Annotated in this window: 17 protein-coding genes; 11 read left to right on the forward strand and 6 right to left on the reverse strand. The window is 69.8% G+C overall.

The genetic code is table 11. The annotated features are described in order from the left end of the window. Positions 1-6: 6 nt before the first annotated feature. From K8612_RS23695 to nhaA, 4 genes are all read right to left on the reverse strand, one after another. Positions 7-1,497 carry a hypothetical protein gene (locus K8612_RS23695; RefSeq protein WP_223763962.1) on the reverse strand — a complete coding sequence of 497 codons (1,491 nt, stop codon included), beginning with the start codon at positions 1,495-1,497 and terminating at the stop codon, positions 7-9. Then, positions 1,497-1,988: a cytochrome c gene (locus K8612_RS23700; protein ID WP_223763963.1), complete on the reverse strand. Its 492-nt coding sequence runs from the start codon at positions 1,986-1,988 to the stop codon at positions 1,497-1,499. The genes K8612_RS23695 and K8612_RS23700 overlap by 1 nt, the downstream gene beginning before the upstream one ends. Positions 1,989-2,111: 123 nt before the next feature. After that, positions 2,112-3,797: an AarF/ABC1/UbiB kinase family protein gene (locus tag K8612_RS23705; RefSeq protein ID WP_223763964.1), complete on the reverse strand. Its 1,686-nt coding sequence runs from the start codon at positions 3,795-3,797 to the stop codon at positions 2,112-2,114. Beyond that, positions 3,794-5,149 (reverse strand): Na+/H+ antiporter NhaA, encoded by a 1,356-nt coding sequence (gene nhaA / locus K8612_RS23710; RefSeq protein WP_223763965.1) that lies wholly within the window; start codon positions 5,147-5,149, stop codon positions 3,794-3,796. The genes K8612_RS23705 and nhaA overlap by 4 nt, the downstream gene beginning before the upstream one ends. A gap of 151 nt (positions 5,150-5,300) precedes the next feature. On the opposite strand from nhaA, the gene mutS reads away from it, so the two are divergent. Next, complete coding sequence (gene mutS, locus K8612_RS23715) at positions 5,301-8,069, forward strand: DNA mismatch repair protein MutS (RefSeq protein WP_223763966.1); 2,769 nt, start codon at positions 5,301-5,303, stop codon at positions 8,067-8,069. A 6-nt stretch (positions 8,070-8,075) separates the two neighbouring features. Here the strand turns inward: mutS and K8612_RS23720 are convergent, their stop codons facing one another. Further along, positions 8,076-8,426: a DUF2019 domain-containing protein gene (locus K8612_RS23720; protein WP_223764033.1), complete on the reverse strand. Its 351-nt coding sequence runs from the start codon at positions 8,424-8,426 to the stop codon at positions 8,076-8,078. 213 nt (positions 8,427-8,639) lie between these two features. Between K8612_RS23720 and K8612_RS23725 the strand changes: the two genes are divergently transcribed. The 3 genes from K8612_RS23725 to K8612_RS23735 all read left to right on the forward strand — a co-directional run bounded on the left by K8612_RS23725 (position 8,640) and on the right by K8612_RS23735 (position 11,536). Continuing rightward, on the forward strand, positions 8,640-9,899 hold the full coding sequence (locus K8612_RS23725) for a hypothetical protein (RefSeq protein WP_223763967.1): 1,260 nt from the start codon (positions 8,640-8,642) through the stop codon (positions 9,897-9,899). Beyond that, complete coding sequence (locus K8612_RS23730) at positions 9,896-10,246, forward strand: HEAT repeat domain-containing protein (protein ID WP_223763968.1); 351 nt, start codon at positions 9,896-9,898, stop codon at positions 10,244-10,246. Before K8612_RS23725 ends, K8612_RS23730 begins: the two co-directional genes overlap by 4 nt. Before the next feature lie 123 nt (positions 10,247-10,369). After that, on the forward strand, positions 10,370-11,536 hold the full coding sequence (locus K8612_RS23735; protein WP_223763969.1) for a serine/threonine-protein kinase: 1,167 nt from the start codon (positions 10,370-10,372) through the stop codon (positions 11,534-11,536). A gap of 6 nt (positions 11,537-11,542) precedes the next feature. Here the strand turns inward: K8612_RS23735 and K8612_RS23740 are convergent, their stop codons facing one another. Continuing rightward, positions 11,543-11,902, reverse strand: a complete 360-nt coding sequence (locus tag K8612_RS23740; protein ID WP_223743016.1) for a helix-turn-helix domain-containing protein — start codon at positions 11,900-11,902, stop codon at positions 11,543-11,545. 183 nt (positions 11,903-12,085) lie between these two features. Between K8612_RS23740 and K8612_RS23745 the strand changes: the two genes are divergently transcribed. The 7 genes from K8612_RS23745 (at position 12,086) to K8612_RS23775 (ending at position 22,576) form a co-directional block, all read left to right on the forward strand. Further along, complete coding sequence (locus K8612_RS23745; RefSeq protein ID WP_223743017.1) at positions 12,086-13,888, forward strand: serine/threonine-protein kinase; 1,803 nt, start codon at positions 12,086-12,088, stop codon at positions 13,886-13,888. A 24-nt stretch (positions 13,889-13,912) separates the two neighbouring features. Continuing rightward, entirely contained in the window at positions 13,913-14,830 is a 918-nt protein-coding gene (locus K8612_RS23750; protein WP_223763970.1) for a DUF2381 family protein, read from the forward strand. Between the two features lie 207 nt (positions 14,831-15,037). Then, complete coding sequence (locus tag K8612_RS23755; protein WP_223743019.1) at positions 15,038-16,402, forward strand: hypothetical protein; 1,365 nt, start codon at positions 15,038-15,040, stop codon at positions 16,400-16,402. Further along, positions 16,392-18,572 (forward strand): hypothetical protein, encoded by a 2,181-nt coding sequence (locus tag K8612_RS23760; protein ID WP_223763971.1) that lies wholly within the window; start codon positions 16,392-16,394, stop codon positions 18,570-18,572. The genes K8612_RS23755 and K8612_RS23760 overlap by 11 nt, the downstream gene beginning before the upstream one ends. Then, positions 18,569-19,903, forward strand: a complete 1,335-nt coding sequence (locus K8612_RS23765) for a hypothetical protein (RefSeq protein ID WP_223743020.1) — start codon at positions 18,569-18,571, stop codon at positions 19,901-19,903. The genes K8612_RS23760 and K8612_RS23765 overlap by 4 nt, the downstream gene beginning before the upstream one ends. 60 nt (positions 19,904-19,963) lie before the next feature. Further along, positions 19,964-20,731 carry a DUF3592 domain-containing protein gene (locus tag K8612_RS23770; RefSeq protein ID WP_223763972.1) on the forward strand — a complete coding sequence of 256 codons (768 nt, stop codon included), beginning with the start codon at positions 19,964-19,966 and terminating at the stop codon, positions 20,729-20,731. A gap of 84 nt (positions 20,732-20,815) precedes the next feature. Then, the gene (locus K8612_RS23775; RefSeq protein ID WP_223763973.1) at positions 20,816-22,576 is read left to right on the forward strand and encodes an N-acetylmuramoyl-L-alanine amidase; all 1,761 of its coding nucleotides are present in this window, start codon (positions 20,816-20,818) and stop codon (positions 22,574-22,576) included. Positions 22,577-22,596: the final 20 nt, after the last annotated feature.

The raw sequence follows: 22,596 nt of genomic DNA on the forward strand, positions 1-22,596 counted from the left end.
ACCTGGTCAGTAGCGGAAGCCCACCTGCAGTGACAGGCCGGGGTACTGGTCCACGGCGCCACCGGCGACGTACGGGTCGCCCGGCTCCGGGTTGAACTTGAAGAAGTAGCGGCGCAGGTCCGCCCTCAGCCTCACGTCCAGGATGCGGTTGAGCCGGTACGCCAGCGTGGCGCTGCCCGTGACGGCGCCCGCGGACATGCGCGGGAACCACGCGTCCGAGGACAGCTCGCCGGAGTCCAGCGGGTGCTGGTAGCCCAGGCGGAAGTTGAAGTCGAACTTCTCCGACAGCGCCGCCCGCACGCCCAGCCCCAGGCCCGCCGTCTTGTACTCCACGTTGGGCAGGTCCAACGGCCGCTCGCCGTCCACCGCGTCGATGCGGAACGTGTTCATCCCGTACGTGCCGGTGAGCTCGAAGCCGTGCTGCTGCGCCGCGCCGAAGGGGATGACGTAGCGCAGGCCCGCCTGCCACTCGCGCGCCGTGGTGGGGTAGGAGACCGCGCCCGTGGAGCCCGTGGACTTCAGCCCGAAGGACTGATCGATGGAGCCCGTGATGCCCAGCCGCGCCAGCGCGCCCTTCTGGAAGGCCGCGAGCGGGTAGACCGTCACGTCCCCCGCCACCTGGGGCGCGCCCGGCAGCGCGAAGCCGCCCACGTCCGGCCCCAGCGTGTACGGGCGCAGCACGCCGAACACGTCGTCCTTGTAGCGCAGCGACCGGCCGAGGAGCTTCAGGCCCAGCGCGCCCTCCACGATGGGCGCGGAGGAGGCCAGCGCCGGCTCCGTGGACGGGGCGTCCTCCGTCTTCTCCGGGGCCTTGTCCTCCCGGGGCTTCGGGGCCACCGGCTTGCGGATGGGCTCCGGGTCCGGCGACTTCGCGGGCGCGGGCGTCTGCGTGATGGGCGCCGCCGGCGTCACCGCCGGCTCCGGCTCCACCGGCGCGGCGGGCTGCGCGGGGGCCACCGGGGCGGCCTCCGGCGCGCGGGACTTCTGCAGGCCGCGCTCCAGCGCCGTCCACTGGCGCTTCACCGCCACGGGCACCAGCTTCGGCGTGGCGGGCTTCGCGGCGGCGGGCGAGGCCAGCGCCTTGCCGTCCCTGCCGTTGCGCACGGTGACGCGCACCTGCGGCTTCTTGCCCACGGTGGACGTGTCCGCCACCAGCACCGCGCTCAGGCCCAGCTCGCTCGCCACGGCGGCGGCGCCCGCGGGCTGCGTCGGATCCCTGCCCAGGCGCGAGGCGGCGGCGCGCACCGCGGACTCTGGGACGACCTCGTAGCGGGCCGGACGGCGCTGGAGCTCCGCCTCCAGCGCGTCGCGCGCGGCGTCCGCGTGCGGACCGGAGGCGAGCACCGCCACGCGGCGCGCCTCCGCGGGCTGGGCCTTCTTCTTCGAGGACTGCGTCGTCCTGGCGGACGCCTTCTTCGGCGCGGCGTCCACGGCGGGGGCGAGCAGCAGGGCCGCGCCCAGGAGGGCCGCGGCGGAGGCGTATCGGGTGCGCGTCATCACGGGGAGCTCGGCTTTCCGGCGACCAGCCACTCGGTGACGCAAGCGGTGTCCGCGGCGTTGAGCGCCGAGCCCAGCGGCATCTGCGCGCCGCAGCCCGGCGACGACGTGAGCTTCTTCAGGAAGAAGGACTGGGACGGGTTGGCGCTGTCCGCCAGCGGCTTGGAGTTGCACGCCGCGTTGGTGGTGTAGAGCCGCCCGGGGAGGCCGGCCGCCTGGAGGTCCAGGCCCCCGCCCGCCGAACCGTTGGCGTCCGTGGAGTGGCACGACAAGCACTGCGCCTGGATGACGCTCGCGCCGGTGGTGCCGGTGGCGCAGGCGTTGGAGCCCCCGGTGAAGCGCTCGGGGTCATCGAGCCCGCCAGCGCAGCCGGCGGTGGTGGCGAGGAGCGCGGCCGCGAACAACGTGGCCAGCGGGGCGCGGGACGGACGACGGGCGGCGGATGGGTTCGCGGACAAGTCGAGCACGGGGGCAAGAGGGGGGAGCGACAAGCCCCGCAGACTACCCGGGCCGCGCCTGACTGTGCACCCCTCAACGGATCCGTTCGCGCTCGCGTGACACGCGCTCCCCGCCCCGCCTGCTCCTGCCCGGGGTGGGGTGTTGTCACACCCGGACTACCTGCGCTTCTTGAGGAAGCGGGCCACGCTGACCTTCCCGAACCGGCCGCCGAACAGGTACCAGGTGAGCACCGCGCCGAAGAGGGCCGCCGCCAGCGCGATGCCGACGATGCCCAGCACCGGCACGTTCCCGTACATGGGCGGCCGGGGCGCGAAGGCGATGAACGCGCCCACGATGAAGCCGCACGCGCACAGCCCCAGGAAGGCGATGACGGCCACGCTGCGCAGGTTCTCGTTGAGCTTGTCGAACTGCTCCGCGCGCACCGTGACGCTGAACTTGCCCGTCTCCAGGTCCAGCAGAATCTGCGACAACTGCGTAGGCAGGTCCTGCGCCATGGACTGGAAGCGCAGGAGCGTGCGCATCAGGCCGCCCTGGAGCTGCGTGGGATCATAGCGGCCCGCCATCAGCTCCTTCGCGTACGGCAGCGCGACCTCCAGGATGTTCAGCTCCGGGTAGAGCCCGCGCAGCATGCCCTCGGTGGAGACGGAGGCGCGCGACAGCAGCGCGTACTCCTTGGGGATGCGGATGCGGTACTTCACGGCCAGGTCCAGCAGGTCGCGCAGGAGCGTGCGCGCGTCCACCTGGCCCAGCGTCGTGGGCAGGTGCTGGCCCAGGATGGAGTCGATGTCGTTGCGGAAGCCCATCAGGTTGGCGCGCGCGTCCGGCACGCCCACGCGGTAGAGGATGCGCGCCACGGAGTCGCTGTCCTTGAGCGCCACCGCCAGGCACAGCATCACCAGCGTCTCCTGCATGGGGCGGGTGAGCCGGCCCACAACGCCGAAGTCCAGCAGCGCCAGCCGGTTGCCCTCCATGAGCAGCACGTTGCCGGGGTGCGGGTCGCCGTGGAACAGGCCGTCGTCGAAGAGCTGGCGGAAGCTGGCCTCCAGGATGTGCTGGGCGATCTGCTTGCGGTCCGCCTCCGGCAGCGCGGCGGGGTTGATCTTCTCCCCGCGGATGAACTCCATGGTGAGCACGGTGCGGCTGGAGAGCGCCGCGTGCACGCGCGGGATCTTGAGGTACGGGCGGTCCTTGTGGTTCTCCAGGAACGCGCGGATGTTGGTGGCCTCGTTGATGAAGTCCAGCTCCTCGTGGATGGCCCGGTCGAACTCGTCCACGATGCCGGAGGGCGAGTAGATGCCCGTCTCCTCCACCACGGCCTCCAAGAGGCGCGCCAGCGAGCGCAGCACGCCCAGGTCCGCGTCGATGCGCTGGGCGATGCCGGGGCGCTGCACCTTGATGACGACCTCCTCGCCGTCCAGCGTCACCGCGCGGTGCACCTGGGCGATGGACGCGGCGGCGAGCGGCTCCGGATCCACCTGGGCGAACAGCTCCTGCACGTCCTTGCCCAGCGCGTCGCGGATCTGCGCGTGGACCTGCTCCAGGGGGATGGCCTCCACGTCGTCCTGGAGCGTGGCCAGCTCGTCCACGAACTCCGCGGGCAGCAGGTCCGCGCGGGTGGAGAGCACCTGCCCCAGCTTGATGAACGTGGGCCCCAGCTCCGACAGGAAGCGGCGGAAGCGGCGCGCGGTGGACTCACGGCGCGCCTCCTCGGAGACCTCCACCTTCTCCTTGCGGCCGCCGAGCATGCGCCAGACGCCCGCGCGCTCGGTCACCTCACCGAAGCCGTGGCGGGCGGCGATGAGGGCGATCTGCCGGATGCGGTTGAGGTCCTGGAGGTTCATGGTGAGGCCTGGGCGGAAGCCTGGGGCGGATGGGCCACGTAGCGCAAGAGGACGTAACCCACGACGGCGGAGAGCAGCGAGCCCACCAGGATGCCCAGCTTGGCCTCCGCCAGCAGGGCCGGCTCTTGCGCGAACGCCAGCCCGGCCACGAAGAGGGCCACCGTGAAGCCGATGCCGGCCACCACCGCCACCCCGTGAAGCTGCGCCACGCTGCCGCCCGAGGGCAGCGGGGACACGCCCGCCCGCACCGCCGCCCAGGTGAACAGGAAGATGCCCAACTGCTTGCCCACGAAGAGGCCCACGATGATGCCCAGCGGCAGCGGCTTGAGCAGGTCCGACAGCGCCATGCCGGACACGTCCACGCCGGAGTTGGCCAGCGCGAACAGCGGCACGATGCCGTAGGCCACGTACCCGTGCCACAGGTGCACGAAGCGGTTGAGCGGCGGCTCGATGTCCTCCAGCGCCTCCTCGATGTGGAGGAGCTGCGCGCCGCGCGCGCTCTCGTCGTCCGGCTGGGACACCAGCCCCCGGATGTACTCCGCCAGCTCCTCCAGCACCTCGCGGCCCGGGCGGGTGGGCAGCGCGGGGATGCACAGGCCCAGCACCACGCCGGACAGCGTGGCGTGGATGCCGCCGTGGTGCATGGCGTACCAGAGCGCCGCGCCCGCGGCGGCGTAGGCCAGCCCGTTGCGCACGTAGAAGCGGTTGAGGCCCCAGAGCACCGCGACCAGGCCCGCGGCTACCGCGAGCCACTCCAGGTGCAGGCCCGTGCCGTAGAAGAGCGCGATGACGAGGATGCCGCCGATGTCGTCGAAGATGGCGAGCGCGGTGAGGAACACCACCAGCCCCTGGCTCACGCGCGCCTTCACCAGCGTGAGGCAGCCAATGGCGAACGCGATGTCCGTGGCCATGGGGATGGCCCAGCCGCCCTGCGCGGGCGTGCCCCGGGTGAAGAAGAGGTAGAGCGCGGCGGGGACCACCATGCCGCCCAGCGCGGCGATGAGCGGCAGCAGCGCGCGGGAGAAGGTGCGCAGCTCGCCCGCGGACAGCTCGCGCTTGATCTCCATCCCCACGAGGAAGAAGAAGAGCGTCATCAGCCCATCGTTGATGAACTCACGGAAGGTGAAGTGGCCGCCGTGGCCCACCACCTCCAGGTGCAGGGGCGCGTCGAAGACGGCGGCGTAGGTGGCGCCCCAGGGGGAGTTGGCCCAGGCGAGCGCGGCCACCGCGCAGAGCGCCAGGAGGATGCCGCTGCTGGCCTCCAACCGGAAGAAGGCCTGCACGGGGGCCAGGGCCACCTTGAACAGGGCGGGGACGGGAGGACGGGACGTTGTCTGAGGAGGGGTCGCCATGTCGCCGGGCAGCCTGCCGGGGGGCGCGGGGCCTGCAAACCGTTTTCGGAAACGGGCCCGCCGAAATGTCGGACGCCGGTGGTAGGCATACGCGCCAGGTAGGGACGCCGGTTCGTTGATCCGGGGGTGAGGCCGTGAGAGAAGGTCGGGGATGGCGGTGACGCAGCAGACGAAGACAGGCAAGGCGGCGGACGTGATGCCGCCCGACGAGGACACGACTCCGGAAGTCGGAACGGGTGAGGCCCCCGCGGGTGCGCGGGAGATCGCCTCCCTGACGCCGATGATGCGCCAGTACCTGGAGGTGAAGGCGCTCCATCCGGACACGGTGCTCTTCTTCCGGCTGGGTGACTTCTACGAGATGTTCTTCGAGGACGCGGTGAAGGCCTCGGAGCTGCTCCAGATCACCCTCACGGCCCGGGCCAAGGGCGCGGACAAGATCCCCATGTGCGGGGTGCCGTACCACTCCTCGCGCCGGTACATCGCGAAGCTGGTGGAGCACGGCCTCAAGGTCGCCATCTGCGAGCAGGTGACGGAGCCGGGCGCGGGGCCGGGCATCGTGCAGCGCGAGGTGACGCGGGTCATCACCCCCGGCATGGTGCTGGACGACGAGGTGCTGGAGCCGCAGGCCAGCAACTTCCTCGCGGCCGTGTGCTGGAACGAGACGGGCTTCGGCGCGGCGCTGCTGGAGGCGTCCACCGGCGAGTTCTACACCTTCGAGGCGCAGGGCCTGTCGGAGCTGGTGGAGGGCCTGTCGCGCGTGGAGCCGCGCGAGCTGCTGGTGCCGCAGGGCATGCGGGACGCGCCGGAGGTGGCGCAGGTGTGCCAGCGGCTGTCGCGCGCGCCGGCCGTGGCGGAGGGCGAGGGCGCGGCCTTCGAGCAGACCCGGGCCGCCGCGTTCCTGCGCTCGCACTTCAACGTGCAGTCGCTGTCCGCGTTCGGGTTGGACGGCTCGCCGCTGGCCACCGGGGCGGCGGGGGCGGCGCTGCGCTACCTCAAGGACACGCAGAAGACGCCGGCGGCGCACGTGGACCGGCTGTCGCGCCAGGAGCGCGCGGGCTGCCTGGTGATGGACGAGTCCTCGCGGGGCAACCTGGAGGTCCTCAAGAGCCTGCGGGACGGCGGCCGCAAGGGGTCGCTGCTGGGCGTGCTGGACCGCACGGCCACGGGCCTGGGCGCGCGCAAGCTGGCGCGCTGGCTGTCCGCGCCGCTGTGCTCGCTGCCGGAGATCGAAGCGCGGCTGGACGCCGTGGAGGAGCTGTCCGGCAAGAGCGTGTGGCGCGAGGAGCTGGTGGCCACGCTCAAGGAGGTGGGCGACCTGGAGCGGCTGTGCGGCCGGCTGTCGCTGGGCGCGGGCAACGCGCGGGACCTGCGCGCGCTGGGGCTGTCGCTGACGCAGTTGCCCAAGCTGGGCGCGGCGCTCGCGCGGTGTGACGCGGGGCTCTTGAAGGCGCTGGCCGGGCCGCTGGGCGCGCTGCCGGAGCTGGCGGACCTGTTGATGCGCGCGGTGACGGACGAGCCGCCGGTGGTCATCCGCGAGGGCGGCTTCATCCGGCAGGGCTTCCACGCGGAGCTGGACGACCTGGTGGCGCTGTCCACCACGGGCAAGGACTACCTGCTCAAGCTGGAGCAGCGGGAGAAGGAACGCACGGGCATCTCCTCGCTGAAGATCCGCTACAACAAGGTGTTCGGCTACTACCTGGAGGTGACGAAGGCGAACCTCCACGCGGTGCCCAAGGACTACATCCGCAAGCAGACCACGGTGGGCGCGGAGCGCTTCGTCACCGAGGAGCTGAAGGAGTACGAGGAGAAGGTCCTCACGGCGGAGGAGCGCCGCGTGGTGCTGGAGCTCCAGTTGTTCGAGGAGCTGCGCGCGAAGGTCATCGCCGCGGCGCCGCGGATCCGCTCCGCGGCGGAGGCGGTGGCCACGGCGGACGCGCTGGTGTCGTTCGCGCGGTGCGCGGCGGAGTACGGCTACACGCGGCCCCAGGTGGACGCAGGGGAGGGGCTGACCATCACCGGCGGCCGGCACCCGGTGGTGGAGCGGATGCTGGGCTCGGGCGAGTCCTTCGTCCCCAACGACGTGCGGCTGGATCCGGAGGACGCGCAGCTCCTGGTCATCACCGGCCCGAACATGGCGGGCAAGAGCACGGTGATGCGGCAGGTGGCGCTGACAGCGCTGATGGCGCAGGCAGGCTCGTTCGTGCCGGCGAAGGCGGCGCGCATCGGCCTGTGCGACCGCATCTTCACGCGCGTGGGCGCGGCGGACAACCTGGCGCGCGGGCAGTCCACGTTCATGGTGGAGATGACGGAGACCAGCCACATCCTCCATCACGCCACGCGAAAGAGCCTGGTCATCCTGGATGAGATTGGCCGTGGCACGTCCACGTTCGACGGCTTGTCCATCGCGTGGGCGGTGGCGGAGCACATCCACGACAAGGTGGGGGCGCGGGCGCTCTTCGCCACGCACTACCACGAGCTGGTGGACCTGGCGCGCGAGCGGCCCCGGGTGAAGAACCTGTGCATCGCGGTGAAGGAGCAGGGCGGCAAGGTCATCTTCCTGCGCAAGCTGGTGCCCGGCGGGGCCAGCCGCTCCTACGGCATCGAGGTCGCGAAGCTCGCCGGCCTGCCGCCGGAGGTCGTGTCGCGGGCCCGCGAGCTGCTCCTGAACCTGGAGTCCGGCGAGCTGGATGACGCGGGCCGTCCCCGCGTGGCGGTGCGCTCCACGAAGCGCGCGGCTCCGGCGAACGCGGGGCAGTTGGGGTTGTTCGGGGGCGCGCCTCCGCCGGCTCCCGTGGCCGCGCCGCCCGTGCCTCCCGCGCACGCGGAGGTGCTGGAGTCGCTCCGGACTGCCTCCATCGACCGGATGACCCCGCTGGACGCGCTCAACCTGCTGGCGAAGTTGAAGCAGACGCTGGGGTGAGGCGAGCTAACCCGGATCGAGCGCCCAGGTCCCTTCCTCCCAACGCTTCAAGGCCTGCTGCGCTCCGAACGGGACCATTCCCTGTCCCTTGGCGGCATCTTCCAGGACCGCCTTGGCTTCGGCTGTCCGATATCGGAGCAGATGGGCGGCGGCCATCACGCGCACGTCCATTCGCTCATGCTTGAGCAGCACGGTGAGCGCGTCGCGTCCGGCATCGCCGTGCGCGAAGAGCCTGTCGACAGCGGCCCCGTATTTCCTGGCGTGCTTGTTCCCTGCCTTGGCATCTCCCCGGAAGATGGCCTCGTTCTGCGCGACCACGTTCTGTGCGAACTGTTCGACAAGCTGCTCCAACGTCAGCACCAAAGCCCCTTTCCGATGATTGCAACGGCCCTGGAGTGGATGATGCGATTTGCAGGTGTCGCGGTTCTGGGCTGTGCCTTGCTGCTGGCAGGCTGTGCTGGTGTGGAATCGGCCTCAGGAAGAGGAGGCTCGCGAGTCCTTCGACAGCGTGTACCCGTGGGTACGGTCCTTATTGCTCCTTCCGGGAAGGTTTCGCGGCAGGCACTGGATATGGGCCTGCTGCACTTGGAGCCCTTCGAGGAGCTGCTGATCCGAGCTGGGCTGGACGAGCCGGATGAGCTTCCACTGCACCGTAACCCTTTCACTCCGGATGACGCGGTGGAGGTGCTGGGCCGGTTGATGGAGAAACCAGTAACCCTTGGCACCTTTCCGCCACGCATGGCGGCCGGCCTCCTCCTGCAGGAGGTGCTGGAGCAAGGCGAGGTCTCTCGTGAGGAGTTGGCTCGCAAGGTGGCGAGGATGGCCCGAGAGCAATTGGCAGTGCTCCGGCCGGATGGCTACCTCGCCTGGGCCCTTACTGGACGCACTCAGCAAAAGGTGGCGCCCGTTGTGTGGCGGGACGGCGCCTTCCGCGCGAACGGCTTCGAATTGGGGCGCTTCTACAGCGGAAAGGATGGGGTCTTCCGCGCCGTGAACGCGCAGCTTGAGGCGTCGGAGCATCTGCCCCTTGCGGAGGTGTACGACGACTCGGACGTCATCAACCGCTCAGTGGACGGGGCCGAGGACGCCTTTGTGGATCTGTACCATGCACTGGGACACGCGCTTTCCCGCCCCATGGACAGCCTTGCGGCATTGAGCAACCTGCCGACCGGCCTGGCCGCGCTCATCTCATCGTCGCCCGCTTATTGGGAGCGCTTCCAGTACATGACGGAAGGAGAGCAGATTCGCGAGGTGGCACGGCTGACGACGAGCATCTTCGCTACCTGGGGAGCGGCATCGGCAACGACACGCACGGTGACGGGCCTGTCGGCGGGGGTAGAGGCCACGGTGCCAGTGCTCGTACTGTCCGCGGACGGAGTTCTGGCGCTGGAGCGCGTCGTTGTTCCAGTGGGCCGTGCGGCGTCGGTGTTGAGCACGGGGCCTGGGGCGATCATCCTCCAACGGGCCGGCGACGCGGCAGGCTCAGGCGGAGGGAGCGGAGGCGGTCCGAAAGGCTACTCGTCCTTCAAGTCGTTCAAGCGAGCCATGGGGCCCGCTGGAGAGGGCAAGGAGTGGCATCACATCGTGGAGCAAACGAACGGGAACGTGGCGCGCTTCGGGCCGCAGTCGCTCCACAATACGGAGAACGTCGTTTCCCTCGATAAGGCACTTCACAACCTGGTGAGCGCATTCTTTTCGTCCAAACGTCCGTTCATCACCGGCTCGGAATCGCTGACCGTGAGGCAGTGGCTGAGTGCTCAGACGCTTGACGCACAACGGGCATTCGGCCTGCGCAGCATCGAGAACATCAAGAAGGGAATCTGGCGATGACGCCTGCGGCACTCGTCGATGAGTTCGCCTCGCACGTGGAGGCGCAGACTGACGCAATCTTCAGGGGAGACTCCAAGACAGGGAACAAGCACGCGAAGAAGTACCAGGCCGCGATGAGGAAGCTCCGGGAGATCGGCGATGAAGGTCGCGAGGCACTCACGGCTCTGCTGAAGCACCCAAGAATGGACGTTCGAGTCGCGGCGGCGGCGTATCTGCTCCGCTACAGAACCGACGAAGCGAAGGCCGTTCTGGAGCATGCCGCGGGCGGGGAGGGGTTGGCGGCGTTCGAGGCCTCAGAGGTACTGAAGCGCTGGGAGGAGGGTGCCTGGAACCTGGATCCGGCCTGAAGGGGAGCGCGAACCGCAGGTCGGGTGTGAACCTGAAAGGTCCATCCCAGTAGACTTCAAAGGCCTTGTCGATAGAGACTCCCCGGGCGGCGCGCTCGCGCCCTGCTCATGCCCGGAGGAGTCATGTCCCCGTCCACCCCCGACAGCGGAAGTAGCCCCCAGCCCGCGCGGCGCCTGCCGCCGCCGACGCCTGATGCGCCGCGCTTCCTCTTCTGCGTCGATGGCATCCGGTACGAGGCCATTCGCGAGCTGGCGCGGATGCAGACCGCGGAGCTGCTGATGCTGGTCCGTCGGCGACAGGAGGCGGACGGCGCAATGGCGGGCCTGTGTCTCGTGCGCCGGCTGCCCAATCCCTCCACCTACCTGCGCCGCAAGCGCCTGATGGAGGAGGTGCGGTTGGCCTTCCACCTCAACCACCCTGGCATCGCCCAGGTCTACTTTCGGAAGGTGCACGAGGACTTCCTGCACGTCGTCATGGAGCACGTGGACGGGCCTTCGCTGGAGACCCTGGTCAGCGCCGGAGTCGCGCGCGGCAGGCCTGTCTCCGAGGCCTTCGGCCTCTACGTGGGCGCGGAGCTCGCGGAGGCGCTGCACCACGCGCACACCCTGACGGACGCGGCGGGCCGGCCGCTCGGCATCATCCACCGCGACGTCAACCCCCGGCACGTCTACGTGGGCGCGCACGGCGGCGTGAAGCTGACGAACTTCGGCGCGGCGTACTCGGTGATGGTGGGGCGCGAGGAGTCCCCCATGAACCTCGTCCGGGGGGACGTGGCCTATGCCTCACCCGAGTACCTGGAGAAGCAGCCGCTGTCGCCGCGCTCCGATGTCTTCAGCCTGGGCGTGCTGCTGGTGGAGCTGCTCACCGGCAAGCACCTCTTCGACGTGCAGGACGTGCGGTTCGCCGCCAGCGGACTGGCGCCCCTGCGGATTGAGATCCTTCCCTCCCTGCCGCTCACGCAGATGCGCATCCTGCTCGCCAGGTTCGGTCCGGCGGACGTCGAGGCGGCGGTGGCGGGGCTTTCGCCGGACGTGAAGGCGCTGCTGCACACGGCCCTGCGCGCCGACCCGACGGAGCGCTTCGCCACGGCGGCGGAGATGGGCGCCGCGCTGCGGACCGCGCTGGCGAAACGCCCCCCGGGCTTCGGGCGTCACGAGGCGTCCGAGGAGGTGGGCGTCGTGCTGGCCGAGGGAAGCTGCCTGCGGGACACGGTGGAGTTCGGCGAGGGAGGCCTCTTCCCGGAAGGGCTGGAGGAGCACGAGCTCGGCGTCTCGCCTCCAAGGCGGTAGCGGCCTTCAGCGGGTCAGGACGGTGGCGACGTGGAGGAGCGCCTCCAGCTTCTCCGCGTCCAGCTTGCGCGCCAGGTAGAGCAGCCGCCGCAGGGCGGGGGTCTCGTCCTCACGCGGGCGCGGGCGCTGGCCCTTGCGGCCTCGCACCAGACCGGTGAGGCCCAGCAGGTCCTCCGGGGACACCTTCAGCTCCGTGCACAGCCGGTAGAGCGTCGGGACGCTGGGCAGCATCTTCCCGCGCTCCAGACGGCTGTAGACGGTGGAGAGCAGGCCGACGCGAGGGCCCACCTCGGCCTGGGTCAGGCCCTGCTCTTCGCGGGCGGCGCGGGCAATTCTGCCGATGGTGATGGCCAGTTCTTCATTCATGGGACCGGCTCGGGAGCAGGTGGTTCCGGAGGCACACCTGGACGTCCCAGGTGCCGCGCGAGGTGTATCAGACGACACCCGGCCGGGTGTCCTTCATCCACCGGCAAGGCGCGGCGGCTGTTCATCCCAGCGTCGCGCGGAGGAGCGCATGCGAGTGGTCCGAAGTCCCCAAGCGAGGACGTCATGATGCCGCCGCCCGCCATCCTGTCACCGGGCGCCGAGGTGCTGGGCTACACGGTGGAGCACCCGCTGGGGCAGGGCGGCTTCGGCACGGTGTACCTCGCGCGCAACGCGGGGCAGCCGTTCGCCTTGAAGCTGCTGCACCTGCCACGCGTGGGCGAGCGGGTGGAGCGCGAGGTCTCCATCCTCTTGAAGCTGCGCCACCCCCATGTGGTGGGGCTCCAGGGGTATGGCCTGTGGCCGCCCGGGGCGCCGCGGTTCGCCGTCATCGTCATGGAGTACGTGGACGGGCGCAGGCTGGACGTCTGGGCGGAGGAGGAGAACCCCACGGCGAGGCAGGTGGCGCGCGTGGTGCTCGACGTGGCGCGGGCGCTGGGGGCCTCGCACGCCGTGGGGGTGCTGCACCGGGACGTGAAGGAGGCCAACGTCATGGTGCGGGCCTCGGACGGCGTGGCGAAGCTGGTGGACTTCGGCATCGGCGACTACGAGGGCGCGCGGAGCCTGACGGTGGACATCCTCCCGCCGGGGACACCGGAGTACCGCGCCCCGGAGGCGTGGCGCTTCTTCCGGCAGCATGTCCGCGTACCTGGCGCCCGGTACGAAGCCGGGCCGTCGGATGATTTGTGGGCGCTGGGCCTGGTCCTCTACTCGCTGCTGACGGCGCGGCAGCCGTTCGATGGGGCCGACGAGCCCGGCTTCATCGAGGCCGTGGTGAGCCGTGAGCCCGTGCCGCCCCACGAGGAGAATCCACGGGCGCCGCGTGCGCTGGGCGACGTGTGCATGCGCCTCCTGGAGAAGACGCCGGAGACGCGCACGATGAGCGCCCTGGCCGCCGTGACGGAGCTGGAGCGGGTGTTGGCGGACGCGGACGCGACGTGGGACGTGCCGCTCTGCGACGCCTACGGTGAGGACACCGCGACGACGGAAGGGGGCAGGGACAGCGAGGACCGGTGGATGCATGCGCCGCTGCACCGGCCGCGCCGGGGGAGGCGGGTGCCGCCTGCCCGTGCGACGCCGTCAGCGCCGGGGACCGAGCCGGAGCCGACGTCGCGCACGCACGGTTCGCCGTGGGGGATTGCCGTGACGCTGCTGCTGGTGCTGGCCGTGGCGCTGTGGCTTTGGCCGTCACGAAGTCCCGGGGTGTCACGGGTCCGTCAGGAAGTAGCGGCTTCTGGCAAGTCGCCTCAAGCTGCCCGCGCCGCGGCTCCCACCGGGCCGGAGGCCACTGCCGCGGCCGTCGCGTTCCCCGCGACGCTCCAGGAGGAATCAGCCACCGTGACGACGCCGCCGAAAGACACGCAGCCCCTTCAGCTCCCCTTGAAGCCCGCGAAGAAGGGCATGGGCGTCATGGCCCGTGCGGTGAGCACGGCGGCGGCATGCACGGCGCTCGCGTGTCCTGGACCGCAGGTGCGTCAGCCCCCGCCGCCGGAGCCGTGTCCGGTGGGAGCGGTGACGGCCATGGAGAAGCGGGGAGTCGATATCGGAGACAAGCAGCCGGCGCGCTTCGCGATGGGAGATCCCCGGATCATTTCAATCGGCGAGGGCCCCGTCGAAGTCCGCCTCATCGGGCACTGGGTCGGGTTGCCGGGCAAGAGCGTCTTGTCTGGGCGGAGCATCGTCCGGGACCGTGTCTACGTTCGCTTCAACTGGGCGACGACACCCCAGGGAGACAGCTTCCCTGTGTGCTTTGATGTCCATGCCGAAGAGGGGCCACGGGGCATGGCGCGAGAGGCAGGTGACGACTCTCCCTCTCGAGCCCGCATCTGGACGATTGGCGACGTGAAGGCGGTCGCTGAGTTCGAATAGCGGCTCCAACGGAAAGAACATCGAGTGCCTTCTTCAACATGGGCCGTCCTCCTGGGGATGCTTCTCTTCGGGACGGCGGTGGTCGCGCAGCCAGAAGCCTCGTCTTCAGTGCCAGGTTCGCGGCGCATCGAATTGAGCCCGGAGCGAGCTGAACTCGTCAGTGAAGTCATGATCAGCCCGGGCCTCTCCACGATGCTTCTTTTCGACTCGGAGTTGCAGCGGCAGAGCATCGAACTGGAGAACCGGCAGCGCTTTTCCCTGATCGATGTGGGGCAGGCGACCCTCAGACTCGTGCCCTCGGCGAGTGCCACCCCAGGTGAATGGTTCAGGCTGAGGGTGCGATTCCGGGATGGTGCGGCGCCATCGAGCGCGATGTTCCTGCTGAAGGTGCATCCGGCGAAAGCGGAGGCCACCATCGAGGTCTACCGCGAACAGCGGACGATTGAGACGTATCAACAAGAAATCCGCGATGCCCGCGCGGAACTCCTGCGTTGCCAGGACGATCTGACGCGGGTTGTATCCGAACACAAGGCGCCGGGTGGATTGTCGGGGATCCTCTTCAACGACGGATTGGACCTGAACGGTGTCGAGGGGCAGGTCCTGGCCAAGACTGTCGCGAGAATGGCTGCCAATGGACTGGGGGCACCCGTTGTCAAAAGCTACCGCTCAAGCAAGCTGGTGGCCGTGGATGCCTGGATTGATGTGAAGACAGGGACACATCCGTGGACGGCGGAGGGGGCGACGCTCAAGGACAAGTCTGGCCAGGAGTTGAAGATCCTGCGCGTGTGGCAAGCAACGCCAATCCTGCCAGGAGGCCCCGAGGGACGCGTGATCGTGGAGGCCGAGGCTCCGGCGACTGCTGTCCACGGGCCGTTCTCACTCAAGCTCTGGGAGGCGGACGGTCCTCGGAGCATCACACTCGGGAACGTGACGTTTCCCTGAGGGCCCTGCGCCAACACCCGGCTGGCTCCGCGGCGCCGTACCTCCCATCCCCTTCCCGATGTGATCAATGGCCAGCAGCCATTGCCCGTGCATCCTGCCGCCGTGACCGCCGCGGGAACCATTCGCCCGCGGCTCGCCATTCCCTGTCGGACCCAACAGGGAAGCTCCCCCGTGTTGCCCCTGTCGGGGACTACTCGGGAGGCGTCGATGTTCGTGCGTTGGAGCCTGGCCATCCTGTCACTGCTGTTGTCATCCGGAGCGGCTTGGGCGGAGGAGAGAGCCGGGTCCCAGGACTCGGATGAGCCTCCGCCGCCAGCCTTGCCCGATTCGAGATCGCGTTGGGCAAGCCTCATGAGCCTGGAGGCCACGACGTGGACGTTGCTTCCCCGGAGGACGGCGGTAGGGGACGAAGGCTACCTGCAGGTGACGCCCAGGTGGGTGCTGGCCAGACCCGGAGTGCTTCACCTGGGCCTGGGGGCCCCGGTGCGGCTGCGGATGTGGGGCGGTGAGGCAGGTGCCGGCCTGGTACGGAAGGAGGACTGGGACACGCTGTCCGACTGGGGCCAGGTCGTGCGAATCCTCACGGTGGGAGGGGATGCACCGAACTCGCTGTGGATGGGCGCCCTGGAGTCATACACCCTACTGTCCGGGCATCTGGTGCGTCGATACAACAACCGGGGCAATCCCAACTATCACCCCGCCGGGGCGGTGGTGACGGGCCTGATGGCACCCGTATACGTGGAGGCTTTCGCCTCGGACGTGCTCGGTGCGCGGCTGATGGGCACGGAAGTCGTCCTGGATGCACAGCACCTGCTCTTCGGACGCCCTCGCAATCCCTTGCGGTACATGCTGTCGCTGTCCGCGGTGCATGACTGGGGGAAGGCCGGAGGACCTTCGGCGCCGATGACGCTGGCCCACATGGATGGGACAGCCATTCTCGTACGGCGCGCCAATCCCGAGGGCGGCTTCGAGTTGCAGGCGACGGGGGGCTGGGGTGGGCGTCCCGGCGAAGGAGGTGCCTGGGGCGCGGTGGCAGGCCTGGGGGTGGAGTCCGTCTCCCCGACGTTGGACCTGCGGGCGCGTCTGGAAGGGCGCCTGCAACGGGGCGGCTTCCGCCAGGGCGCCTTCGGTCCGGACTATGAGCTTGCGCGCTTCCAGGTGGCGGGACCGTCCGCCCTGCCGCAAGCGGAGGCCCCCTTCCCGGACGGGGCCTCGGTCCATGGCGAGGTGATTCTCAGTTGGGACGCGGTGGGCCTGGGCACGCTGGGGAAGCGCCACCTCCGCCTGACCCTGGGGGCCGAGGGCTTCAACTGGGGGCGCGTGGACGTGGAGGGGCGCCTGGAGGCGCAGGTGTTCCAGCGGAACCTCTCCGTGGCGGCAGGCGGTATGGCGATGGGAATGGGCCAGCGGGGAGCCCGCTACCTCGTGTCGAGCGAGGCGCGGTGGCGGTTCCTGAGCGGGGCGCTCTATGCGGTGGGGCAGGGCGGAACGCTGCTGTTTCCCACTCCAGAGGGAACGCTGCGGCCGGGAGTGTTCGCGGCCGTGGGGCTGGGGGTGGATCATGTGCGCTGAGAATCGGCTGCACGTCGGACCCTGCCTCGTACTGATGGCGGCCCTCCTCGCTTCGGGCTGCGTGCCACTCCCCGCGAAGTCGCGCCCTGTAGCGAGCCTGGCTTTCAGTCCCTTGTCCGCGGTCGCCCAGACGGCGAACCGCACGGCGGCAGGCGTGTACCAGGAGGAGGACGCGGGTGCCCCGACTGGGGAGCGCGTGATGGCTCCCCTTGGCTTTCGACGCGGCCCCTTGACGGAAGCCGCCGAAAGGCTGGGGGCGCGCGGCCCGGGAGAGGTGAGCGATATCGCCTTCGCTTGCGGTGCCAAGGCCGTGCCTTCCGGTTGGCCCCACCTGGACTCCAGCCAGGAAGTGCTGGCGCCCTTCCTCGCGTGTGCATCTCCAGCCGAGTTCGTGGCCATGCAGCGCGGAGTGGACATGGCCTCGCTGGTGGAGTCGATGGAGGGCTGGGACGCCGTCCGGCTGGGCGCCCTGGGGCCTCTCGATGCGCGGGCATCGGAGGTCCTCGGCCGTCAGCGCGCTGCGTTCCTCGTCGCCGCCACTGAGAAGTATGGCGTGCCGTACGCAGAGGTTCTTGCCCTCTTCGTTCTTCATTCGGCCTTCGACGACGAGCTGCGCGAGTTGGTGCGGCTGCTGGCGCGCGACAAGCAGTTGGAAGAGACGCTGGGGAGCATGGCCACGGTCCGCGAGGAGCTGAAGCGGCGGGGCCTGTCGCTGGAGGGCTTTCCTGAGCGAGGCGAGCAGGCCCGGGACGTGCTGCGTGGGCTGGGGCGCGCGGGCCGGGACATGCTCTCCAGCACTTCCGTGAGTGGCGAGGCCCGGTTCACGGAGCTCATGGCGCTGCGGGAGCAGATGCCGGCGCCCTACCAGGCGGCCCTCGACGAAGTGCGGAAGGCCTTGCTGGAACGGCACTACTCGCCCGGAAGTCTCTCCGCGGGCGCCTTCGATCACCTGACGTTCGGAGTGCCGCTGGGCGTCTACCACCTGGTGTCGGAGACGGGGCACGGGGCGTACTCGCTGGCGCAGGGCAGGTACGAACAGGCCAGCCGGGAGCTGGCACCGGCGGCACTGGCGGTGGCCCTGTATGCAGGGGGCAAGGGCGCAAGGGCCCTTGTGGAGGCGCGCGGAGGGTTGAGGCGGCTCCAGGTGCCCGCGCTGGACTTCGAGCGAACGAAGGTGCTGCTCGAACGCCTGGAGGAGCAACTGGGCGTCAACGCCGCTCGCGATCTGCTGCGCTACCTCCAGGCGAGCCGAGAGGGCGCGCGGGTCGCCGCTGAATGGGGGGAGGCGGGGCTGCTGGCGCTGTACGAGGCGCGCGGAAATCCTGCGAAGGCGCACGCGGTGCTGGCCGAGGCGCGTCGCGATTCCACCCGAGCTGCCGCGACGAAAAGCGTGGCCGGGAGGGCCGGCGGCTCCGCGTTGCCAACGCAGGATGCCGGCGTGTCCGCGGTGGAGGCGGCGAAAGCCAAACTGATCCAGGCGGAGCTGGAGGCTTCGGGCCTGCGCCTTCCCAAGGACGCGGAGCTGCTCAAGCAACTGGCTCCCAAGCTGGATGCACCTCCGGCAGGAGTTGAGAAGGGGGCGAGCCTCTGGCGCGACTACGTCACCTACCGGGAGCGGCGGCTCCAGGAGATTCAGGGCGGTGCGGACGTCAAGGGACCCCTGAAGTGGGCGGGCTACCAGGAGATGTTCGCCCACTACTCCCGGGGCATGGCCTTCGAGAAAGCCATGGTTGCCCTCCTTGAGGAGGATGCAGCCCGCCCTCAGGCGCAGCGCCGATGGCTCAGGGACTTCGACCAACCTCGCATCGAGACGCACGTGGGAGTGATGAAGTCGGACCTGCGCTTCGCGGACGTGCTCGTCATCGAGGAACGACCTGCTCCTGGTACTTCTCCTCGCGTTGAGACCTTCAGCTTCAAGAGCCGGGACCTTTCACGGTTCGGAACAGACGCCATCACGGCTCAAATGTTCGAGGACGCGAGCGCTGCATTGAGGTACTACGGCGAGACCTTGAACATTCGCCGCCCTGGCATGCAGATGGATGTGCGGGTTCAGAAGGTTCGCTTGATTTATGAGGGAGGAAGACTCAAGCCCAGAGACACGGGAGACCTGGTCCGGGCCTTGATGAATACACGTGATGCGATCACGGGAGTGGAGGTCGTGTTCCAATGAGGCATCTGAATCTTTGGGAGTCAAGGTCGGCGGACCATCTCGTGTTGTCATTTGAAGCGGCCTTTGACGGCGCTGCTCCGTGTGAGGATGCGCTGGCACCGATGCTCGAAATCCTGGAGGAACATGCGGGCGAGTGGATGCCGGATGTCGCCGGAGGGAATCGTGACCGCAAATACTCCCGGGATGCGGTCTGGAGGGCGCTGAAGGAAAGGCGTAGGGGCGGGGTCACGTTCATGGGGTTTTATCGAACGCGAGAACCTGCGTTGGATATGTCGTTGAGCCTTCGGCTCCCTCCGCTGCCTTGTGGCATTTCCGTCTTGGCTCACATTGATTCGCTCCCGCTGTTTTCCGAAGAGGCGCCGTGCGTTCGCCTTGTTGGGATGGTTCGTGCGTGGGCCTCGCGCTACCCGACGTCATACGCATCGGCCCACAGTTCCGCCGATAGCCAACTGTCGGGTGCTCCCCATTTTGGCAGGGACAACGAAGCCGTCTGGAGGGATGGTTTCGATAAAGTCTATGAGCTGTCCTGGCTCAATGTCTTCGGCACGAAGCTGGTGGAGACGGTAGGCCGCGAGCGGATGCTCTCGACGCCCGCGCATCTCGTGGAAGAACTCCCCAACGGCTCCGTCCTCCTGGTGCTGCGGCCCACCGCCGCTGACTTCGCCAATGAGGAGGCGCGCATCGCCCAGGCCCGCGCCCATGTGCACCTCCGGCCGGAGCTTGATTTCGACACGGTACTGCGGGCCCTGCGAGAGCGCAGTGCCGCGCTCGCTCCGGTAGCGCCACGCTATGACCCCGACCTGGCACCGCTCCTCTCCCGGATGCCGTACGAAGTCCCCATCAGCGAGCGGCAGAGGAAGATCGCCGAGCTCAACGACTTCCGGCCGCCCGTGCCGGAGGAATGGCTCCCGGCCGCACTCCCGTCGGACGTCGAGGACCCGGAGCGCATCCTCAGTGACTACGACGACCTGTCAGAAGGCCTCGTGGCGGCGCTGCACACCCAGGTGCCCAGCATCTTCGATGAGACGCCTGAGGCCCTCACGGACCTCGACTTCTACTTCTGGAGGGAGCGCTTCCCGGAGCGGTACACGCGCGACCTCATCGACGGACATACCGCGCCGGCCCTGGGGGCCTACCTCGGACGCACGCTGGTACGTCGGCTGGGCGGGACGTGGGTGCTTCGGCAAAGGCTGGAGCAGTCGCAGGTACGTGTGGGCCAGCGTGTCTGGCTTCCGTTCCTCCGCGCCCGCCGCTACATGCAGTCCTGTCAGTCACTGCTGGACTGCTCGCTCACGCAGTTCTTCCGGGAGGCGGAGCGGCACCGCGACTGACTTGAACCCGGGCACGAATGGAGCGCGGGCCCCGGGCGTGAAGTAGGCTTCGCTCCCGCCATGCAGCTCGCCATCCCCCATGCCCCTCGCGGTGTCCGGCTCTCCCAGGTGCCTGGGGCGGTGGCGCGCTTGGTGCGCGGGGTGGTGCTGGGCCTGGCGATCATCGCGGTGCTGGGCCTGGGCGCCAGCTACGTCGGCCGGTACTTCATCGAGGAGCAGCGCTTCACGTCCCGCGCGGAGCTGGTGGACGCGGTGGTGGGCGCCAGCCACGCGCCGCCCGTGCATGAGCGCGAGGACGCGGAGGGCACGCTGGACGTCCTCTACACGTTCGCCAACGAGGATCACTCCGTGTCGGGGGTGCGCACGAGCGCGGACCACGCGGCGGGCCTGGGCCACGGCGCCCGGGTGCAGTTGCTGGTGGATCCGTCCCAGCCGGGGCGCCCCCGCGAGGCGACCCATGCGCGGGCCCAGGCGGCCCGGGTGGGCCTGCTGCCCTGGGGACTGGGCCTGGGCGCGCTGGTGGCCCTGGGCGGCTTCGCCTGGGAGGTGCGGCGGCTGTGGCGCCGGGAGGTGGTGCCCCTGCGCCTGGGCGCGCTGGTGTGGCTCACCCCGGATGACGGCTACCTGCCGGAAGGGAAGGGCGAGGCCGTCTTCCCCGCGCACTTCTTCCGCCAGGACGTGAAACACGCCGTGCGGGCGCGCTGCCGCCCCCAGCGGGCCCCGGTGCGCAACGGCGGCAAGGTGCTGGCGGCCGTGGTGCCCTCCGAGCCGGGCTGGTGCCGCGTCATCGACGAGGAGCTGGCGCGGACGCTGGGCTGGGTGCGCTGACGGACGGACAGGTGGGGTTGAAAAGTTGCTGGCCCCCGGAGGCCGTGTGACACACGCCTGTAGCTGCAACGTCCGGAGGCTCTCATGCGCGTTCGCTTCTCCCACTTCGTGCTGCCCGTGCTGCTCCTCACGGCCCCGAGCGCCGTCGGAGCCGCCAAGCGCAACGAAGCGGAGGAGGCGTACCAGCAGGCCCGCCGCGCCTACTACGCGCTGAAGGACGACGCGTCCCGCCGCAAGCTGCGCCACCACTGGCTCAACGTGGTGCACCGCTTCGAGTCCGTGGCCACGCGCTTCCCCAAGAGCGACCGCGCCCCCGATGCCCTCTTCACCGCGGGCGACCTGCTCCAGGAGCTGAGCCGCATCTCCTTCGTGGACGAGGACCTGCAGGCGGCCATCACGGACTACTCGAAGCTGGTGGAGGCGCACCCGAAGCACCGGCTCGCGGACGACGCGGCGCTGGCGCTGGCGCGCATCCACGTCAACCGCCTGGACAAGCCGGAGGCGGCCCGGAAGATCCTCAACGAGTCCCTGGCCACCAACCCCAAGGGCGACCAGGTCAAGGAGCTCAAGTCGCTGCTGGCCTCGCTGCCGCCGCCCAGCAAGACGCCGCCCGCGAAGCCCACGGTGAAGCCGCTGCCCCCGGTGCTGAAGCCCACGCCGGACACCGCCGTCGCCGCCGCGCCCCCCAGCTCGCCGCTGGTGGACGCCATCTCCAAGCTCGCCCGCGAGCCGTCGCCGGTGCCGCACGCGCCGGTCCCGGCCCTCGACACCGCCGCGAAGGACGCCACGGCGAACGTCGTGGACGCGCCCACCGTCGCCGACCGCGCCAATGACGTGAAGGACTCCGCGAAGGCTCCGGAGGCGGTGGCGTCCGCGCCCGGGACGTCGCAGCCCCCGAAGCCGGAGGTCCGCGTGGAGGTCGCGGCCGTGGCGTCGAAGGCGCCCGCTCCGCTGGTGGACAGCGCCCCGGTGGCGCCGAAGCCCGCCGCTCCGGAGGCCGTGGCCTCGTCGAAGACGGCGCGTCCGGCGTCGCCCGCTCCGGAGGCGCCGCGCCCGGTGACGGCGCCGGTGGACGCGCAGGTGGCGCAGGCGCGGCTCAAGGCGGTGGCGAAGCAGTCCCGCCACGCGGAGCTGACGCTGGCGGAGCAACTGGGGCTGAAGGTGCGCCGCGTGGTCATCGACGCGGGCCACGGCGGCCATGACTCCGGCGCCATCGGCAAGGCGGGGACGAAGGAGAAGGACGTGGCGCTGGCCATCTCCAAGAAGGTCGCGGACGGCCTGCGGGAGAAGGGCCTGGAGGTGGTGCTCACCCGCGACGACGACACGTTCATCCGCCTGGAGGACCGCGCGAAGCTGGCCAACGAGGCGCACGGCGACCTGTTCATCTCGGTGCACTGCAACTCGGCGGCGACGCACAAGCTGCGCGGCATCGAGACGTACACGCTCAACACGTCCGCGGACCGCTACTCCATCCGCCTGGCCGCTCGCGAGAACGCGTCCTCGGAGAAGGGCATCAGCGACCTCCAGTTCATCCTCGCGGACCTGGCCACCAAGGCGAACACGGAGGAGTCGAGCCGGCTGGCGAGCGCCGTGCAGCACAACCTGGTGACGGGCCTGTCCGGCAAGTACGACGGCATCAAGGACCTGGGCCACAAGGAGGCGCTGTTCTACGTGCTCCTGGGCGCGAAGATGCCCGCCATCCTGGTGGAGACGTCCTTCCTGTCGCACTCGGAGGAGGAGAAGCGCCTGGCGTCCGAGCGCTACCAGGACGAGGTGGCGAAGAACATCGTGCTGGGAGTGGAAGAGTTCCTCGGTGATCGCCGCCGCGTGGCCAAGGTAGATTGACGCGTTCGTCGTCGTCAGTC

The sequence above is a fragment of the Corallococcus sp. AS-1-6 genome, from assembly GCF_020037015.1.
GTDB lineage: Bacteria > Myxococcota > Myxococcia > Myxococcales > Myxococcaceae > Corallococcus.

Coding starts and splice junctions, on each gene's coding strand:
- nhaA (WP_223763965.1), bottom strand. CDS start 5,149: ATGGCGACCCCTCCTCAGACAACGTCCCGTCCTCCCGTCCCCGCCCTG.
- K8612_RS23775 (WP_223763973.1), top strand. CDS start 20,816: ATGCGCGTTCGCTTCTCCCACTTCGTGCTGCCCGTGCTGCTCCTCACG.
- K8612_RS23760 (WP_223763971.1), top strand. CDS start 16,392: ATGTGCGCTGAGAATCGGCTGCACGTCGGACCCTGCCTCGTACTGATG.
- K8612_RS23765 (WP_223743020.1), top strand. CDS start 18,569: ATGAGGCATCTGAATCTTTGGGAGTCAAGGTCGGCGGACCATCTCGTG.
- mutS (WP_223763966.1), top strand. CDS start 5,301: ATGGCGGTGACGCAGCAGACGAAGACAGGCAAGGCGGCGGACGTGATG.
- K8612_RS23730 (WP_223763968.1), top strand. CDS start 9,896: ATGACGCCTGCGGCACTCGTCGATGAGTTCGCCTCGCACGTGGAGGCG.
- K8612_RS23755 (WP_223743019.1), top strand. CDS start 15,038: ATGTTCGTGCGTTGGAGCCTGGCCATCCTGTCACTGCTGTTGTCATCC.
- K8612_RS23725 (WP_223763967.1), top strand. CDS start 8,640: ATGGGCCTGCTGCACTTGGAGCCCTTCGAGGAGCTGCTGATCCGAGCT.
- K8612_RS23740 (WP_223743016.1), bottom strand. CDS start 11,902: ATGAATGAAGAACTGGCCATCACCATCGGCAGAATTGCCCGCGCCGCC.
- K8612_RS23695 (WP_223763962.1), bottom strand. CDS start 1,497: ATGACGCGCACCCGATACGCCTCCGCCGCGGCCCTCCTGGGCGCGGCC.
- K8612_RS23705 (WP_223763964.1), bottom strand. CDS start 3,797: ATGAACCTCCAGGACCTCAACCGCATCCGGCAGATCGCCCTCATCGCC.
- K8612_RS23770 (WP_223763972.1), top strand. CDS start 19,964: ATGCAGCTCGCCATCCCCCATGCCCCTCGCGGTGTCCGGCTCTCCCAG.
- K8612_RS23745 (WP_223743017.1), top strand. CDS start 12,086: ATGATGCCGCCGCCCGCCATCCTGTCACCGGGCGCCGAGGTGCTGGGC.
- K8612_RS23735 (WP_223763969.1), top strand. CDS start 10,370: ATGTCCCCGTCCACCCCCGACAGCGGAAGTAGCCCCCAGCCCGCGCGG.